Here is a 17,085-nt window from a genome sequence, read left to right on the forward strand (position 1 = left end):
TGGGATGAACAAGCGAGAGGCGGTCTCCGCGCTGGCCGACGGCCAATTGCGCGGCGACGACTTCGCGCAGGCTGTGCGCTGGGCGCTCGACGACCCCGAGGGCCGCCAGGCCTGGCGCGACCACCATGTGGTGGGCGATCTGCTGCGCTCGACCGATCTCGCCGCGCGCCGCGACGGCGATGCCTTCGTCGCCCGGCTGCGCGAGCGGCTGGTCCGAGAGCCGGCGATCCGCCCGATCGTGGTCGCCGAGGTGCAGCCGATTGCGCTGCCGCGCGAGGCGGCCAACGCATCCGTCTTCCGCTGGAAGATCGCGGCTGGCTGTGCATCTCTGGCGGCCGTGGCTGCGCTGGCCTGGACGGCGGCTGGCCCGCTGCCGCAGCAGGACAGTGGCGGTCCGCAGGTCGCGGCCGTTCCCGCTTCCACCGCCAACCCCGGCGTGGTGGCTGTGGCCCATGCCGACGGCCAGGTCGTGCTGCGCGATCCGCGGCTCGACGAACTGCTGATGGCCCACCGCCAGTTCGGTGGCGCGTCGGCATTGCAGATGCCGGCCGGCTTCCTGCGCAACGCCACCTTCGAGGAGGCAGGGCGCTGAGAAGGCGTGACCTTCTGACCCCCGCGCCGGAGATTCCACCACCGATGTACACCGCGGCGGCAGCAGATCCATCCCGGCGCCTGTGCTTCGGCATGGCGGCGGCTGGGTTCGGATGGATGGCGCTGGCGCCGGGCATCGCATTCGCTGGCGACACCACGGCAGCCGAATCGAAACCGGCGGCGCAGCGCGACCTGCGCGACTGGCTGGCGCTGGTGCAGGAGGCATCGCGGCGGCGCTCCTATACCGGCATCTTCGTCGTGATGTCGGCGGCCGGCACGCTGTCGAGTTCGCGCATCTGGCACGCCTGCGATGGCGACCAGCAGTTCGAACGCGTGGAAGCGCTCTCGGGGCCGCCGCGCGCGACCTTCCGCCACAACGACCGGGTGATCACCTTCCTGCCGGAGGAACGCATCGCCCGCATCGAGCGGCGGCAGACGCTCGACCTGTTCCCCAACCTGCTTCAAGGCAGCGCAGCCACCATTCCCGACCATTACGACGCCCGGCTCGCCGGCACGCAGCGCGTGGCCGGCATCGACGCCCACGTCGTCGACATCCGCCCGCGCGACCACCTGCGCTTCGGCTACCGCATCTGGAGCGAGAAGCGCACCGGCCTCGTCGTGAAGATGCAGACGCTCGACGCCCACGGCGCCGTGCTGGAGCAGGCAGCCTTCTCCGAACTGGAGATCGACGTGCCGATCAAGATCGACCGCCTGCTGCGCATGATGGAGGATACGGCCGGCTACCGCATCGACAAGGTGGAGCCCACCAGAACCACGCCCGAGCAGGAAGGATGGATGGCCGCCGCGCCGCCGGTGGCCGGCTTTGCCGCGATCGACTGCTACCGCCGGCCGGTCCGGGCGGCCGCCGGTGTCGCCGCGGGGGCGATGCAGTGCGTGTTCTCGGATGGCCTGGCCTCGGTGTCGCTGTTCCTCGAACCGTATGACACCGCACGCCAGCCCCGGGAGCAGACGCTTGCGGTCGGCGCCACCCACACCCTCGGCATGCGTCTGGACGACCACTGGTGGCTGACCGCCATGGGCGAGGTGCCCCAGCAGACGCTGCGCGTCTTCGCCGGACGCTTCGTCCGCGGCAGGTAGGCTGCCGCCTGCGTACAGATGCCGACCCCGGGGAACCAATGGGCCGCCGCTGTTTCACAATCACCAATCTTTTTCGATAACCACGCGGGCCGCGCGCCCGCACCAGAGAGGACAGATGATGCAGAAGGTCGATGGAAAGCGGTCAGCGGCGCTGGCCCTGACGGGCGTGCTGGCGCTGGGTGCGGTGGGCGCATCCTGGCCAGTCGCGCCGGCGCATGCGCAGTCCGCGCCGCAGGTCCGGCTGCCAGACTTCACCGATCTCGTGGACCAGGTCGGTCCCTCGGTCGTCAACATCCGCACCACCGAGAAGGTATCGTCGCGCGGCGGCGCCAACGGCATGGACGAGGAGATGCAGGAGTTCTTCCGCCGCTTCGGCCTGCCGGTGCCCAACGCGCCGCGCCAGCAGCGCCCGCAGCAGCCCCAGCAGCCGGATGAGGAACTGCCCCGCGGAGTGGGCTCCGGCTTCATCCTGACACCTGATGGCTATGTGATGACGAATGCCCACGTGGTCGAGGACGCGAGCGAAGTCGTCGTCACGCTGGCCGACAAGCGCGAGTTCAAGGCCCGCATCATCGGATCGGACAAGCGCACCGACGTGGCCGTGGTGAAGATCGATGCGACCGGTCTGCCGGCGGTGAAGATCGGGGACGTCGGCCGCCTGCGCACCGGCGAATGGGTCATGGCTATCGGCTCGCCGTTCGGCCTGGAGAACACCGTCACGGCCGGCATCGTGAGCGCGCGCCAGCGGGATACCGGGGAGTACCTGCCCTTCATCCAGACCGATGTGGCGATCAACCCCGGCAACTCCGGCGGCCCGCTGATCAACCTGCGCGGCGAGGTCGTCGGCATCAACAGCCAGATCTATTCGCGCTCGGGCGGCTACCAGGGCATCTCCTTCGCCATCCCGATCGACGAGGCCATCCGCGTCAGCGAGCAGCTGCGCGCCAGCGGCCGCGTCTCGCGCGGGCGCATCGGCGTGAGCATCGGCGACGTGCCCAAGGATGTCGCCGACTCCATCGGCCTGGGCAAGGCGCAGGGCGCGTTGGTGCGCGGGGTCGAAAGCGGCTCGCCGGCGGAGAAGGCGGGCGTGCAGCCGGGCGACGTGATCGTGCGCTTCGACGGCAAGGCGATCGAGCGCGCGACCGACCTGCCGCGCCTGGTCGGCAACACCAAGCCCGGCAGCAAGAGCACGCTGACCGTCTTCCGCCGCGGCGCCACGCGCGACCTGCCGCTGGTCATCGCCGAGATCGAACCCGACCAGCCGGCCAGGGCCCGGGCCGAGAAGGAGGAAAAGCCCAGGAGTTCCAGCGCAGGCCAGTTGCTGGGCCTGTCGGTCAGCGCGCTGACCGAAGCGCAGAAGAAGGAACTCGGCCTGCCGCGGGGCGGCGTCAAGGTTGATGCCGCGGTCGAGGCGGCCGCGCGCGCCGGCCTGCGCGAGGGCGACGTGATCGTGGCCATCAACAATGCCGAGGTCGGCAGCGTGAAGGACTTCGAGTCCGCCGTGGCCAAGGTCGACAAGAGCAAGCCGGTCAACGTGCTCTACCGTCGCGGCGATTGGACGCAATACGCACTGATCAAGCTGGCCAAGTGACGGCGAGGCAAGCCCCTGAACCCGACTCGGGTTTGGGGGACTCTCTCCGCTTCCAGCGCCGCATCAAGGACATCGAAGCATTGCTTCCGTATCTCAATGTAATGTGAGCGGGCGCTCACATGAAAAGGCGTTGATGACGGAAACGGTTAGAATCCGCTTCGTCCAGCGCCGCTGGCCTTCTTTGACAGCGCGACGAACCACCATGCGGGATGCTCATCGGCGTCGCCCTGGCGATCCACAGATCGCCCACAAGTTGTCCCTAAGTTACCCACAGCAGTTGTTGATAAGCTGTGGATAGATTGGATGTTGCTGTGCTGCAACGACGTGGTCGGGCCGGGGCAGAGGATGTACGCCCGGGCCTTTTTGCCTACAATGAAGTCCCAACTATCGCAGTTGCCATAGATTGTTGGTTCAGGGCGCGTCACCACTCGACGCGCCCTTTTTTCTTGTGCGCGTCCTTTCATATCAAACACTTGTAGCTCTTCGTTGATGAATCACATCAGAAATTTCTCGATCATCGCGCACATCGACCATGGCAAGTCGACGCTCGCCGACCGGTTGATCCAGCGCTGCGGCGGCCTGGCCGAGCGCGAGATGGAAGCGCAGGTGCTCGACTCGATGGACATCGAAAAAGAGCGTGGGATAACCATCAAGGCGCAGACCGCTGCACTGCACTACAAGGCCCGCGACGGGCAGGTCTACAACCTCAATCTGATCGACACCCCGGGCCATGTGGACTTCTCGTACGAGGTCTCGCGCTCGCTCTCTGCATGCGAAGGCGCGCTGCTCGTAGTCGATGCGTCGCAAGGCGTGGAAGCGCAGACCGTTGCGAACTGCTACACCGCCCTCGATCTCGGCGTCGAGGTGTTGCCGGTGCTCAACAAGATGGATCTGCCGCAGGCCGATCCCGACAACGCGAAGGCCGAGATCGAGGATGTGATCGGCATCGATGCGACCGACGCGATCCCGTGCTCCGCCAAGACCGGCATGGGCATCGACGAGATCCTCGAACTGATCGTCGCCAAGGTACCCGCGCCGCGCGGCAACGCCGAGGCGCCGCTGCGCGCGATGATCGTCGACAGCTGGTTCGATCCGTACGTCGGCGTCGTGATGCTGGTGCGCGTGGTCGACGGCCGCCTCCTCAAGGGCGAGCGCTTCAAGATGATGGCTTCGGGCGCGGCCTACAATGCCGACAACCTTGGCGTGTTCACGCCGGCCAACGCGCCGCGCGATGCGCTCAACGCTGGCGAGGTGGGTTACATCATCGCCGGCATCAAGGAGCTGAAGGCCGCGAAGGTCGGCGATACCATCACGCTCGAAAAGAAGCTGCCGAACAACCTCGGCCCCGCGATCGAGGCGCTGCCGGGCTTCAAGGAGATCCAGCCGCAGGTGTTCGCCGGCCTCTATCCCACCGAGGCCAGCGAGTACGACCAGCTGCGCGACGCGCTGGAGAAGCTCCAGCTCAACGACGCCTCGCTGCACTTCGAGCCCGAGGTGTCGCAGGCGCTGGGCTTCGGTTTCCGCTGCGGCTTCCTCGGCCTGCTGCACATGGAGATCGTGCAGGAGCGCCTGGAGCGCGAGTTCGACCAGGACCTGATCACGACCGCGCCGAGCGTGGTCTACGAAGTGGTCAAGGGCGACGGCGAGGTCATCATGGTCGAGAACCCGTCGAAGATGCCCGACCAGGGCCGCATCCAGGAGATCCGCGAGCCGATCGTGACGGTGCATCTCTACATGCCGCAGGAATACGTCGGTCCGGTGATGACGCTCGCGAACCAGAAGCGCGGCGTGCAGCTCAACATGGCCTACCACGGCCGCCAGGTCATGCTGACCTACGAGCTTCCGCTCGGCGAGATCGTGCTCGACTTCTTCGACAAGCTGAAGTCGGTGAGCCGCGGCTATGCATCGATGGACTACGAGTTCAAGGAGTACCGCGCCTCCGACGTGGTGAAGGTCGACATCCTGCTCAACGGCGAGAAGGTCGATGCGCTGTCGATCATCGTGCACCGCAGCCAGTCGGCCTACCGTGGCCGCGCCGTGGCCGCGAAGATGCGCGAGATTATCAGCCGCCAGATGTTCGACGTGGCCATCCAGGCCGCCATTGGTGCCAACATCATCGCGCGCGAGACCATCAAGGCGCTGCGCAAGAACGTGCTGGCCAAGTGCTACGGCGGCGACATCACCCGCAAGCGCAAGCTGCTCGAAAAGCAGAAGGCCGGCAAGAAGCGCATGAAGCAGATCGGCTCGGTGGAAGTGCCGCAGGAAGCCTTCCTCGCCATCCTCCAGGTCGAAGACTGACAAGAACGACAACAACAACCAACCAACCATGCCAATCCTCACTGCTGTGATCCTGGCGGCCTTTGCCGCCTACGTGGGCGCCTGGTATACCGACGCCATCGAAGGCAACTTCGCCCTGCTGCTCTTCCTCGCGACCGTGGTGACCGGCCTCTACTGGCTGGCCGAGCGCTTCGTCTTTCTGCCGCGCCGCCGCCGCGCGGCCCAAGCGCTCGAAGAGGCCGCCGCGCAGCGCCGCGCCGAGCTCGACCGCATGGGCATCGCCCAGGTCGACGGCGACGTGAGCGAGGCCAGGGGCCGCATCCTCATGCAACCCTGGTGGCTCGACTGGACGGCCGGGCTGTTCCCGGTGATCGCCATCGTGTTCCTGCTGCGCTCGTTCCTGTTCGAGCCGTTCAAGATCCCGTCGGGCTCGATGATCCCGACGCTGCTCGTGGGCGACCTGATCCTGGTGAACAAGTTTACCTATGGCATTCGCCTGCCGGTGCTCAACACCAAGGTCACCGAGGGCAGGCCGCTCGCGCGCGGCGACGTGGTCGTCTTCCGCTACCCGCCGCAGCCGAGCATGGACTACATCAAGCGGGTGGTTGGCATCCCGGGCGACGAAGTGGCCTACCTGAACAAGCGCCTGACGATCAACGGTCAGCCGGTGCCCGCCTCCGCCGTGCCCGAATTCTTCGACCAGGACGCGATGCGCTACTTCAAGCAGTTCGACGAGAAGCTCGGCAACGTGCAGCACCGCATCCTCAACAATGACGACGTGCCGGCCTTCGTGCAGGGCGCCTCGGAATTCCCATTCCGCGAGAACTGCCGCTACAGCGTCGAGGGCGTGACCTGCAAGGTGCCCGAAGGCCAGTACTTCATGATGGGCGACAACCGGGATAATTCGCTCGATTCGCGCTACTGGGGCTTCGTTCCGGACAGGAACATCGTCGGCCGGGCCTTCTTCATCTGGATGAACTTCGGCGATTTCAAGCGCATCGGGCCGTTCCACTGAGGCGCCCGGCAACCGGCTACAGGAAGAGAGAGGGGGTAGAGCATGGCAGCAGCAGACAACATCCGTTCCGCCCGCCGCGCGGCCAGCCGCCGGCGGCAGCGCGGGCTGTCGTTCATCGGCCTGGTGCTGACGGTGGCCCTCATCGTCGGCGTGGTCACGGTGGCCATGAAGGCCGTGCCGATCCTGATCGAATACCAGGCGGTGCTCAAGGCATCCCGCAAGGCCGCGCGCGAGAGCACCACGGTGGCCGAGGTGCGCGCCGCGTTCGACCGATCCGCCGCCATCGACGACATCACCTCCCTCAGCGGCCGCGACCTCGAAGTGTCGAAGGAGAACGACCACGTTGTCGTCGCTTTCTCGTACACCCGCGAGATCCCGCTCGGCGGCCCGGTGTACCTGACCTTCAAATTCTCGGAGCGAACCCATTAGCGCGGGCCTTACCGCGCTGCAGCAGCGCCTGCAGCACCGATTCTCCGACCCGAAACTGCTGCAGCGCGCGCTCACGCACCGCAGCTTCTCGGCCGACCACAACGAACGGCTCGAATTCCTCGGCGACTCCGTCCTGGGCCTGGCCGTCTCGGGCCTGCTCTACGAGCGCCTGGCCGGCCTGCCCGAGGGCGACCTGTCGCGCGTGCGGGCCAGCCTGGTGCGCCAGGAGACGCTGCACCGCATCGCGCTGGACCTGCAGGTGGCCGACCTGATCCGCCTGGGCGAGGGCGAGGTCCGCTCCGGCGGCCCGCGCCGCCCGTCGATCCTGGCCGACGCGGTGGAGGCGCTGATCGGCGCCGTCTACCTCGACGCCGGCTTCGCCGCGGCCGAGGCGCTGGTGCGCCGGCTCTACCGCGACATCGAGATCAACCCGCAGATGCAGGCCGCCGCCAAGGATCCGAAGACGGCATTGCAGGAGTGGCTGCAGGGCCGCAGAATGAAGCTGCCGGCCTACCGCGTGGTCGGCACCGTGGGCGCCGCGCACCAGCAGACCTTCGATGTGGAGTGCGAGATCGCCGAGCTGGACCTGCGCGAACGCGGCATCGGCGGCTCGCGCCGCGCCGGCGAGCAGGCGGCCGCCGCCGCGATGCTGACCACCCTCCAAGCCCAACACCGCCCATGACCGACGACGCCTCTTCTCCCTCCCCCGCCGATGCCGCCGGCCAGCGCTGCGGCGTCATCGCCATCGTCGGCAAGCCCAACGTCGGCAAGTCCACGCTGCTCAACGCGCTCGTCGGCCAGAAGATCAGCATCACCTCGCGCAAGGCGCAGACCACGCGCCACCGCATCACCGGCATCCGCACGCGCGGGGCCACGCAGTCCATCTTCGTCGACACGCCGGGCTTCCAGACCCGGCATGCGACGGCGCTCAACAAGTCGCTCAACAAGACGGTGCTCGGCGCGATCGGCGACGTGGACCTGGTGCTGTTCGTCGTCGAGGCCGGCCACTTCGCGCTGGCCGACGCCAAGGTGCTGTCGCTGCTCAAGCCCGGCGTGCCGACGCTCTTGATCGCCAACAAGCTCGACCACGTGCACCGCCGCGCCGAGATCGCGCCCTGGCTGCGCGACATGCAGGAGCGCCACCCGTTCGCCGAGTTCGTGCCGATGTCGGCCAAGAACAAAGCCGACATCGAGCGCCTGTTCGGCATCTGCGAAAAGTACCTGCCTGTGCAGCCCTGGTTCCATGGCGAGGACGAGCTGACCGACCGCAGCGAGAAGTTCCTCGCGAGCGAGACAGTGCGCGAGAAGCTGTTTCGCTTCACCGGCGACGAGCTGCCCTACACCTCCACCGTCGTCGTCGACAAGTTCGAGGAGGAGGCCAGCAAGGCCCACGGCCGCCTCGTGCGCATCGCCGCCACGATCGTGGTCGAGCGCGACGGCCACAAGGCCATGGTGATCGGAGAGAAGGGCGAGCGCCTCAAGCGCATCGGCACCGAGGCGCGGCAGGAGCTCGAGAAGCTGCTCGACGCCAAGGTCTTCATCGAGGTCTGGGTCAAGGTGCGCTCCGGCTGGGCCGACGACGAGGCCCGCGTGCGCAGCTTCGGCTACGAATGATGGTGGGGGGTATATGCCGGTAGCGCATGTAGCTCGGGCGCTATGGTTTTGTCCTCCCGCCAGTATATAAAGCCATGCCTGCGCGGCGCATCGCTGACGAACCGGCCTTCATCCTCCACCGCTACGACTGGAGCGAGTCGAGCCTGATCCTGGAAGCCTTCACCCGCCACCACGGCCGCGTGGCGCTGGTGGCCAAGGGGGCGAAGAAGCCGACCTCCAACTTCCGCCCGGTGCTGCTGCCGTTGCAGCCGCTGCGCGTGAGCTACACCGTCGGCGCCGAGAACGCCGAGATCCACACGCTCAAGGGCGCCGAATGGGTCGGCGGCCACGTCATGCCCACGGGCGACGCGCTGCTGGCCGGCACCTACCTCAACGAACTGCTGCTGCGCCTGGTCGCGCGCGACGACGCCCATGCCGCGCTGTTCGACGCCTATGCTGGAGTGGTGCGCGTGCTGGCCGGCGAGCACGGCACAGATCGCGTGGATGTGCTGGAGCCGGTGCTGCGCGCCTTCGAGCTGCTGCTGCTGCGCGAGATCGGCCTGCTGCCGGCGCTCGACGTGCAGACCAGCACGCTGGCGCCGCTCGTGCCCGCCGCGCGCTACGTGCTGGTGCCCGAAGCCGGCCTGCGCGAGGCGCGCGACGACGACCGCGCCGGCCTGCCGGGCGCCGACTGGGCCGCGCTGGCCGCCGCGCTCGGCGCCACCGCGCAGCAGCCGTACACCGCCGTGCTGCGGGCCGCCGCGCCGCAGGCGGCCGCGCTCAAGGCGCAGCTGCGCACGCTGCTCACCTACCATTGCGGATCGCCGCCGCTGCGCACCCGGCAGCTCATGATCGCACTGCAGAAACTATGACCACCTCCCTGTCCGTCAACGTCAACAAGATCGCGCTGGTGCGCAACACGCGCCACCTTGGCATCCCGAGCGTCACGCGCGCCGCGGCGCTGTGCCTGGAGGCTGGCGCGGCCGGCATCACGGTGCATCCGCGGCCCGATGCGCGCCACATCCGCGCGCACGACGTGCACGAACTCGCCGAGCTGCTGCGCCGCGACTGGCCCGGCCGCGAGTTCAACATCGAGGGCAACCCGTTCCACAACCTCATGGACTTCGTGCGAGAACTGCGGCCGCAGCAGGCCACCTTCGTGCCCGACGGCGAGGGCCAGTTCACGAGCGACCACGGCTGGCGCTTCCCCGACGATGCCGAACGGCTGGCGCCGCTCGTCGCCGAGGCGCGCGCGCTCGGCGTGCGCGTGAGCCTGTTCATGAATGCCGAGGCGGACCAGATGGCCGCCGCGCGCGCCGTGGGCGCCGACCGGGTGGAGCTTTATACCGAGCCCTATGCGGCCGCCTGGGGCACCGGCCGGCGGCAGCACCAGCTCGACCGCTTCGCCGCGGCCGCGGCGGCCGCCCAGGCCGCGGGCGTGGGCGTGAACGCGGGGCACGACCTGAGCCTGGACAACCTCGCCGACTTCCTGCGCGCCGTGCCCGGCGTGCTCGAGGTGTCGATCGGCCATGCCTTCGTGGCCGATGCGCTGGAGCAGGGCTACGCCGCGGCCACGCGCGCCTACCTCGACCGCATCGCGCAGGCGGCCGCGTGATCTACGGCATCGGCACCGACGTCTGCGACATCCGCCGCATGCGCGCGAGCGTCGCGCGGCATGGCGACCGCTTCGCCGAGAAGGTGCTCGGCGAATCGGAGTTCGCCGTCTGGCGCGCCCGCGGCGCGCGCTGGCCCGAGCGCGGCCTGCGCTACCTGGCCACGCGCTTCTCGGCCAAGGAGGCGTTCAGCAAGGCCATCGGCCTCGGCATGCGCATGCCGATGACCTGGCGCGCCTGCGAGATTCTCAACGAGCGCAGCGGCAAGCCCTATGTGGTGCTGCACGGCGCGCTCAAGGACTGGTTCGAGGCCCGGGAGCTGCACGCCCATGTGACGGTGACCGACGAGAGCGAGTACGCGGCGAGCTTCGTGGTGGTGGAGCGCGCTACGCCGCCGGCGCCGTAGCGTCTGCCGCGGCAGCCGGCGCGGGCTCCGCCTTCTGCGGCGGCACGCCATGCCAGCGCCGCACCACGCGCTGGAACACCAGCGCATTCGGTATCTGCATCAGCGCGCCGGTCGCGCCGTGGTCGCCGAACTCCTCCAGGGTGATGTAGAGCAGGTTCATGTCGACCACGCGGCCCTTCGAGCCGGGCTTCTCGGCCGTGTCGAGCACTTCGATGTAGTCGCCGAGCCGGAACGGCCCCACGCTCACGATCAGCAGCGCGCAGAACAGGTTCGAGAGCACGCTCCAAGCCGCGAAGAAGGCCACCGCACCGACCGCGGCGAAGCCGGTGAAGGCGGTCCACAGCACCGATGCCGACACGCCCAGGCGCTCCAGCACCAGCAGCAGCGCGCCGCCGATGATGAGCCAGCGCAGCACGCCGGTCACCGGCACCATCATGTCCAGCGGCCACTGGTAGTGCTCGCCCGCGCGGCGCAGGATGCGGCGCAGCGTGCGGTAAAGGAAGACGGCCGCCAGGACGATGAGCAGGATCTGCACGGCCGGCACGACGATGTCGAGCCAGTCGTGCAGCCACGGGGGAACGTAGGTACGCAGTCGGTTCATTCGCAACAAACGGGATGGGCAAGGGTGCGGCGGCGGCAGAATCGGAGGTCCGTCATCCACCCGCGCCCGCCATGCCATTGTCCCCCGGCCTCCACGCACCGCTCGTCATCGACGTCGCCGGCACCGAACTCAGCGCCGCCGACCGCCGCCGCCTGGCCCACCCGCTCGTGGGCGGCGTGATCCTGTTCGCGCGCAACTGGCGCGACCGCGTGCAGCTGCTCGAGCTCACCGCCGCGATCAAGGCGGTACGCGGCGACCTGCTGGTCGCGGTGGACTACGAGGGCGGACGGGTGCAGCGCTTTCGCACCGACGGCTTCACGCCGCTGCCGCCGATGGGCGCGTTCGGCCGGCGCTGGGGCGACGACGGCCGCGGCCGGCCCGGCACCGGCGCGCTGGCCGCGACCGATGCGGCCGTCGCCGCGGGCTACGTGCTCGCGAGAGAACTGCGCGCCTGCGGCGTCGATTTCAGCTTCACGCCGGTGCTCGACCTCGACTGGCGCGATGCATCAGGCGCCTCGCGCAGCCGCGTGATCGGCGACCGGGCCTTCCACCGCGACCCGCGCGTCGTCACGTTCCTGGCGCGCGCGCTGGCCCATGGGCTGCTGCAGGCCGGCATGGCGCACTGCGGCAAGCACTTTCCCGGCCACGGCTTCGTGGCGGCCGATTCGCACACCGGGATCCCGGTGGACCGCCGCAGCCTCGCAGCCATCCTGGCCGACGACGCCGCGCCCTACCAGTGGCTCGGCAGCACGCTCGCGGCCGTCATGCCGGCGCATGTGATCTACCCGAAGGTGGACGGCCGCCCGGCCGGCTTCTCGCGGCGCTGGCTGCAGGAGATCCTGCGCGGGCGGCTCGGCTTCGACGGCGCGATCTTCAGCGACGACCTCAGCATGGAAGCCGCGCGCCGGCTCGACGGCCGGGTCGCCGGCTTCGTCGATGCCGCGCTGGCCGCGCTGGAGGCCGGCTGCGACCTCGTGCTGCTGTGCAACCAGAGCCTCGGCGACGGCCGGCCGGTGGACGAATTGAGCGACGGCCTGGAAGCCGCCGGGCAGAGCGGCCGCTGGCAGCCCAGCGAGGACAGCGAATCGCGCCGCTTCGCGCTGCTGCCGCAGACCGAGCCGCTGCCTTGGGACGAGCTCATGCTGCAACCGGCCTATGTGCGGGCGCTGGAGCAGTTACCATCTGCCTAGGGGGATGCCTCTGTAGTGCCCAGCCAAAGGGCGCTGTGGGGGCTTGGGGGAGGGGGTATCAATCCCGCTGCCGGCCGGCGATGCGACGCAGCGGCTGCGTCGGTGCGCTGTCTACCATGCGGCCGGTGCGCTCCATCGCGCCGGCGGCGAGCGGATCGATCAGCGCAGCTTCGGGCAGGTTGTGCCAGTAGCGGCGCGGCATCTCCTTGCGCATCGCATCGAGCTTGAGCCGCGCCGGATTGAAGATGCTCGCGTAGTAGGTGAGCCAGAGCGCCTCGCCAGCGTCCGGCCCGGGCGCATCCTCGCGCGCCGCGCCGGGGCCGAACCGGAGCTGTGCGCCGTCCCAGCGCACGCTGGCCCCGGGCGTCAGGATCGCCCAGCGCATGGCCGCGAAGCGCCGCGCGAAGAACGGCGCCACCGCCTCGACGATGTGGTGGTCCGGCTCGAACCAGGCGATGTGCAGCGGCTCGCGGCCGTCGGCATCGGGCAGCGGCCGAAAGCGCACGAAGGCTTTCATCTTGTGGGCATCGCGGCGCACGGCGCGCGCCATCGATTCGGCTGCATCGCGGTCGGGATCAAGTGGGTCATGCCGCAGCGCGGGTTCGTGCACCAGCCGCCAGAGCAGCCGGTAGAGCAGGGCGAAGCGGCCCGGGTCGCGGTGCAGCGCCACGGTGCGGCAGAGCGTGACGAAGGCGGCCGGCACGCGAGCGGCATCGACCGGAGCCGGCGGCACGGCGGTGGGCTCGGCCTGCGCGGCGAACAGCTCGGGCGCAGCGCTGCCCGCGACCTGCCACTCGACCGATTCCGGTGCCACGCCCGCAGCAAGCAGTCCGCGCGCATGGTCGCGGAATGCATCGACGGCGGTCGGACCGGGCAGGACGATGGTGCGCATGACCGGGGTTCTCAGGCCGTGGCGAAGAGGTCGGCCTGCTGCGCCTTCGCCGGCGCACGCAGCCGCCGCGCGAGCGCCTCGTCGCTGTCGAGCAGCGCGCCGGGCCGGTGGCCGTCGGCCGTCACGAAGGGCAGCACGCGCGCCAGCGGCACATGCAGCCGGCCGAGGTCGTCCACGTGGATGCGGCGCACGCGGCGCGCGGCCAGCAGCCGCTCCACCGTCTTCACGCCCAGGCCCGGCACGCGCAGCAGCAGCTCGCGCGGCGCGCGGTTGAGGTCGGCCGGAAAGCGCGCGCGGTGGGCCAGCGCCCAGGCGGTCTTCGGGTCCAGGTCGAGCGCGAGCATGCCGCCTGCGCCGGCCGGCACGATTTCGTCGTGCGCGAAGCCGTAGAAGCGCATAAGCCAGTCGGCCTGGTAGAGCCGGTGCTCGCGCACCAGCGGCGGCGCGGCCAGCGGCAGGCCGGCCGCGGCGTCGGGGATCGGGCTGAAGGCCGAGTAGTACACCCGCCGCAGCCGGTAGCGGCCGTAGAGCTGGGCGCTGGTGGCGAGGATGGCCCGGTCGTCCGCCGCGTCGGCGCCGACGATCATCTGCGTGCTCTGGCCCGCGGGCGCGAAGGCCGGGGCCGGCGCACGGCGCGCCGGTGCGGACCGGGCCGCGTCGCGGGCCTCGTCGATGTGCGCCTGCAGCCGGCCCATCGCGCCGCGGATGGCCGTGCCGTCCTTCTCCGGCGCGAGCCGGGCCAGGCCGTCGGCCGTGGGCAGCTCCACGTTGATGCTGAGCCGGTCGGCATAGCGCCCGGCGCGCGCCAGCAGCTCGGGCGCGGCGTCCGGGATCGTCTTGAGGTGGATGTACCCGTGGAAGTCGTGCTCCTCGCGCAGCACGCGGGCCACCTCGACCACCTGCTCCATCGTGTAGTCGGGGCTCTGGATGATGCCCGACGAGAGGAACAACCCCTCGATGCAGTTGCGCCGATAGAAGTCCAGCGTGAGGCGCACCACCTCGTCGACGGAGAAGCGCGCCCGCGGCACGTTGCTGGTGACGCGGTTGACGCAGTAGAGGCAGTCGTAGGTGCAGAAGTTGGTCAGCAGGATCTTCAGCAGCGACACGCAGCGCCCGTCGGGCGTATAGCTGTGGCAGATGCCCATGCCCTCGGTCGAGCCGATGCCGCGGCCGCCGGCCGAGTCGCGCTTGGCCGTGCCGCTGGAGGCGCACGATGCGTCGTACTTGGCCGCGTCGGCCAGGATGGCGAGCTTGCGCAGCAGCGGCGGCGACGGCGGCAGGGCGGCGGGAATGGCGGGTGCAATCACTGGATGAATATACAGCGGTTGCGCCCGCGGGCGAAGTCCCTGCGCGGGGCTGGGCTCTGCCGCTCAGTGCAGGCGCGCGACCACGATCGCCAGCACGGCGACGGCCGTGCCCAGCACCGCGCTCACGCGCACCAGCAGGCGGCTGCGCTGGCGCAGGGTCTCGACCGTGGCGACGACCTGTGCGTTCTGCTCGGCCAGCGACTGCAGCAATTCTGCGGTGCGGGTCTGCTCCTCCTCCAGTTCCTGTACCCGGCCCTGCAGCTGCTGGACATGGACGGCCAGCGTCTGCGGGTCGCCGTCGAGCAGCGGCGCGACGGTGGTGGTGCCGGCGGCGCGGGCCGCGGCCTTCTTGTCGGCGCCGCCACGCACGCCGTCGTAGAGGTTGCGCGCGCCCTTGACGATCTGCGGCGTGGCGGCGATCACATCGGTCCACGGGATCAGCTTGAGCGCGGAGAGCCAGGGAAGGGGCATCGTCGGAAATCTCCTTGGGACGCCCATTATTGCGCCCGGTCCAGGGCCTGGGGGATCAGGCCGTGTCGGCGGCAGGCTGGCTCCAGCGTGCGGCGGCGGCGCGCGCGGCCTGCGCCAGCGCCGGCATGGAAGCCGGCACCGAAGCGGGTGCCGGGCCGGCCCGGCGCGGCCATGTCCACCCAGGCGAACGCGCGGCCCTGCGGGTCGGTCGCGCTGCGCTCGACGCCCTGGCTGTCGATGCGCAGCGCACCGCCGTCCGCACCGTCCCGGCCCACGGGCCGCAGGTAGGTGCGGTCGAACAATTTCCACAGCGCGTCGCTGCCCAGCTCGGTCTCGCTGGCATCGGCCTCGCGGCCGATGCGGCCGCCAGCCGCCGCACCGGTCTTGCTGGCCGCCCTGCTGCTCGAGGAAATGGCCGCGCCGCGGCCGCTGCCGTTCGAGCTGCCCTGGCTGGCCGAGGGAGATGCGATGAGCGCCAAGACCTTCCACCGCCATGTCGAGGCATCCACCGGCATGACCTTCGGCCGCTGGCGGCAGAAGCTGCGGCTGCTGGTGGCGGTGGAGGCGCTGCTCGGCGGCGCGTCCATCCTGCGGGCGGCGCTGGACAGCGGCTATGCCGCCCAGAGCGCGTTTGCCGCGGCCTTCCGCCGGAACTTCGACATCACACCCTCCGATTTCGTGGCGGCGGCGCGGGAGCATGGGTGACGCGCGCGCTGCACATGCAGAAGGCCGCTATCCGGTTGCATTGAAAAACTGGATGAGCTAGCATTCATTGTAGTTTTGTTTTGAAACTGGAAGGGTGGGAGCATCATGAAGACTGACGCCGCGTCGGCCGCCACGATGCCGCGCAGCCTGGTGCTGCTGTTCGCCGCGTCGGCCGGCCTCGGTGTGGCCAACGTCTACTACGCCCAGCCGCTGCTCGACGCGCTGGCGCGGGACTTCGGCATCGCGCAGGCGGCGGTCGGCGGTGTGGTCACGGCCACACAGGCGGGCTGCGCGTTGGCGCTGCTGCTGCTGGTGCCGCTCGGCGACCGGGTGGACCGCCGCCGCCTGATGGCCGCCCAACTGCTGGCGCTGGCGGCGGCGCTGGTGATGGTGGGGCTGGCGCCGTCGGCGCCGGTGCTGCTGGCCGGCATGCTCGCTGTGGGCCTGCTGGGCACGGCGATGGCGCAGGGCCTGGTCGCCTATGCCGCAGCCGCCGCGGCGCCCCGGGAGCGGGGCCGCGTGGTCGGCGCGGCGCAGGCAGGCGTGTTCATCGGCCTGCTGCTGGCGCGGGTGTTCGCCGGGGCCGTGAGCGACCTGGCGGGATGGCGCGGCGTCTACTTCTGCGCCGCCGTGCTGATGCTCACGATCGCCGGGCCGCTGTGGCGCCGGCTGCCGGCGCTGGCTGCGGCACGGCAGGCGATGCGCTATTCGCAGTTGATCGCATCCATGCTCGCGCTGCTGCGACAGGAACAGGCGCTGCAGGTGCGCGGCATGCTGGCGCTGCTGATGTTCGCAGCATTCAACATCTTCTGGAGCGCGCTGGCGCTGGCGCTGAGCGCCCCGCCGCAGGGCTTCTCGCACACCGCGATCGGCGCCTTCGGTCTGGCCGGCGCGGCCGGTGCGCTGGCCGCCGCACGCGCCGGGCACTGGGCCGACCGCGGCCAGGGTCAGCGCACCAGTGCCGCGGCGCTCGCGCTGCTGCTGCTGGCCTGGTGGCCGCTGTCGCTGATGGAACGGTCGCTCGGGGCGCTGGTGGTCGGCATCGTGCTGCTCGACCTCGGCGGCCAGGCGCTGCACGTCACCAATCAGAGTCTGATTCTGCGCACCCGGCCCGAGGCGCACGGCCGGCTGATCGGCCTCTACATGCTGTTCTATGCCGCGGGCAGCGGGCTGGGCGCGATCGGCGCGACGGCGGCCTATGCCCGCGCCGGCTGGCACGGCGTGTGTCTGCTCGGCGCGGCGGTGAGCCTGCTGGCGCTGCTGTTCTGGCGGGCGACCCGGCCGGCCTGAATCGGAGCATGGCCCC

The 17,085-nt window shown here is 70.0% G+C and carries 19 protein-coding genes; 14 read left to right on the plus strand and 5 right to left on the minus strand.

What is annotated here, in order from left to right:
- Positions 1 to 4: 4 nt before the first annotated feature.
- The 11 genes from GAK38_RS14155 (at position 5) to acpS (ending at position 10,613) form a co-directional block, all read left to right on the plus strand.
- Entirely contained in the window at positions 5 to 592 is a 588-nt protein-coding gene (locus GAK38_RS14155; protein WP_325345143.1) for a sigma-E factor negative regulatory protein, read from the plus strand.
- A 44-nt stretch (positions 593 to 636) separates the two neighbouring features.
- Positions 637 to 1,689, plus strand: coding sequence for a MucB/RseB C-terminal domain-containing protein (locus GAK38_RS14160; RefSeq protein WP_325345145.1), 1,053 nt, complete (start codon positions 637 to 639; stop codon positions 1,687 to 1,689).
- Between the two features lie 115 nt (positions 1,690 to 1,804).
- Positions 1,805 to 3,280: a DegQ family serine endoprotease gene (locus tag GAK38_RS14165; RefSeq protein ID WP_325345147.1), complete on the plus strand. Its 1,476-nt coding sequence runs from the start codon at positions 1,805 to 1,807 to the stop codon at positions 3,278 to 3,280.
- 489 nt (positions 3,281 to 3,769) lie between these two features.
- Entirely contained in the window at positions 3,770 to 5,578 is a 1,809-nt protein-coding gene (gene lepA, locus GAK38_RS14170; RefSeq protein ID WP_325345149.1) for a translation elongation factor 4, read from the plus strand.
- Between the two features lie 28 nt (positions 5,579 to 5,606).
- The gene (lepB, locus tag GAK38_RS14175; protein WP_325345151.1) at positions 5,607 to 6,572 is read left to right on the plus strand and encodes a signal peptidase I; all 966 of its coding nucleotides are present in this window, start codon (positions 5,607 to 5,609) and stop codon (positions 6,570 to 6,572) included.
- Positions 6,573 to 6,614: 42 nt separating this feature from the next.
- Positions 6,615 to 7,001 (plus strand): DUF4845 domain-containing protein, encoded by a 387-nt coding sequence (locus GAK38_RS14180; protein ID WP_325345153.1) that lies wholly within the window; start codon positions 6,615 to 6,617, stop codon positions 6,999 to 7,001.
- Positions 6,997 to 7,683, plus strand: a complete 687-nt coding sequence (rnc, locus tag GAK38_RS14185) for a ribonuclease III (protein ID WP_325345223.1) — start codon at positions 6,997 to 6,999, stop codon at positions 7,681 to 7,683. Before GAK38_RS14180 ends, rnc begins: the two co-directional genes overlap by 5 nt.
- Entirely contained in the window at positions 7,680 to 8,615 is a 936-nt protein-coding gene (gene era, locus GAK38_RS14190; protein WP_325345155.1) for a GTPase Era, read from the plus strand. The genes rnc and era overlap by 4 nt, the downstream gene beginning before the upstream one ends.
- Before the next feature lie 74 nt (positions 8,616 to 8,689).
- On the plus strand, positions 8,690 to 9,466 hold the full coding sequence (gene recO, locus GAK38_RS14195) for a DNA repair protein RecO (protein WP_325345157.1): 777 nt from the start codon (positions 8,690 to 8,692) through the stop codon (positions 9,464 to 9,466).
- Positions 9,463 to 10,209 (plus strand): pyridoxine 5'-phosphate synthase, encoded by a 747-nt coding sequence (locus tag GAK38_RS14200; protein ID WP_325345159.1) that lies wholly within the window; start codon positions 9,463 to 9,465, stop codon positions 10,207 to 10,209. Before recO ends, GAK38_RS14200 begins: the two co-directional genes overlap by 4 nt.
- Positions 10,206 to 10,613, plus strand: coding sequence for a holo-ACP synthase (gene acpS / locus GAK38_RS14205; RefSeq protein ID WP_325345161.1), 408 nt, complete (start codon positions 10,206 to 10,208; stop codon positions 10,611 to 10,613). The genes GAK38_RS14200 and acpS overlap by 4 nt, the downstream gene beginning before the upstream one ends.
- Here acpS and GAK38_RS14210 read toward each other — a convergent pair.
- Positions 10,594 to 11,214, minus strand: coding sequence for a mechanosensitive ion channel family protein (locus tag GAK38_RS14210; protein WP_325345163.1), 621 nt, complete (start codon positions 11,212 to 11,214; stop codon positions 10,594 to 10,596). The genes acpS and GAK38_RS14210 overlap by 20 nt on opposite strands.
- Positions 11,215 to 11,285: 71 nt before the next feature.
- Here GAK38_RS14210 and nagZ point away from each other — a divergent pair, with 71 nt between their 5' ends.
- On the plus strand, positions 11,286 to 12,404 hold the full coding sequence (gene nagZ, locus GAK38_RS14215) for a beta-N-acetylhexosaminidase (protein ID WP_325345165.1): 1,119 nt from the start codon (positions 11,286 to 11,288) through the stop codon (positions 12,402 to 12,404).
- Between the two features lie 58 nt (positions 12,405 to 12,462).
- Here nagZ and GAK38_RS14220 read toward each other — a convergent pair whose 3' ends face one another.
- The 4 genes from GAK38_RS14220 to GAK38_RS14235 form a co-directional block, all read right to left on the minus strand.
- Complete coding sequence (locus tag GAK38_RS14220; protein ID WP_325345167.1) at positions 12,463 to 13,296, minus strand: TIGR03915 family putative DNA repair protein; 834 nt, start codon at positions 13,294 to 13,296, stop codon at positions 12,463 to 12,465.
- A gap of 11 nt (positions 13,297 to 13,307) precedes the next feature.
- Positions 13,308 to 14,603: a putative DNA modification/repair radical SAM protein gene (locus GAK38_RS14225; protein WP_325345169.1), complete on the minus strand. Its 1,296-nt coding sequence runs from the start codon at positions 14,601 to 14,603 to the stop codon at positions 13,308 to 13,310.
- 63 nt (positions 14,604 to 14,666) lie between these two features.
- Entirely contained in the window at positions 14,667 to 15,074 is a 408-nt protein-coding gene (locus GAK38_RS14230) for a hypothetical protein (protein WP_325345171.1), read from the minus strand.
- 26 nt (positions 15,075 to 15,100) lie between these two features.
- Complete coding sequence (locus tag GAK38_RS14235; RefSeq protein ID WP_325345173.1) at positions 15,101 to 15,553, minus strand: hypothetical protein; 453 nt, start codon at positions 15,551 to 15,553, stop codon at positions 15,101 to 15,103.
- Between GAK38_RS14235 and GAK38_RS14240 the strand changes: the two genes are divergently transcribed.
- A complete protein-coding gene (locus GAK38_RS14240) occupies positions 15,543 to 15,779 on the plus strand; it encodes a helix-turn-helix domain-containing protein (RefSeq protein WP_325345175.1) in 237 nt (78 codons plus the stop codon). The two genes, GAK38_RS14235 and GAK38_RS14240, sit on opposite strands and share 11 nt — an antisense overlap.
- Before the next feature lie 105 nt (positions 15,780 to 15,884).
- A complete protein-coding gene (locus tag GAK38_RS14245) occupies positions 15,885 to 17,069 on the plus strand; it encodes an MFS transporter (RefSeq protein ID WP_325345177.1) in 1,185 nt (394 codons plus the stop codon).
- Positions 17,070 to 17,085: the final 16 nt, after the last annotated feature.

Source organism: Xylophilus sp. (assembly GCA_009914555.1).
Classification (GTDB): Bacteria; Pseudomonadota; Gammaproteobacteria; order Burkholderiales; family Burkholderiaceae_C; genus WNDY01.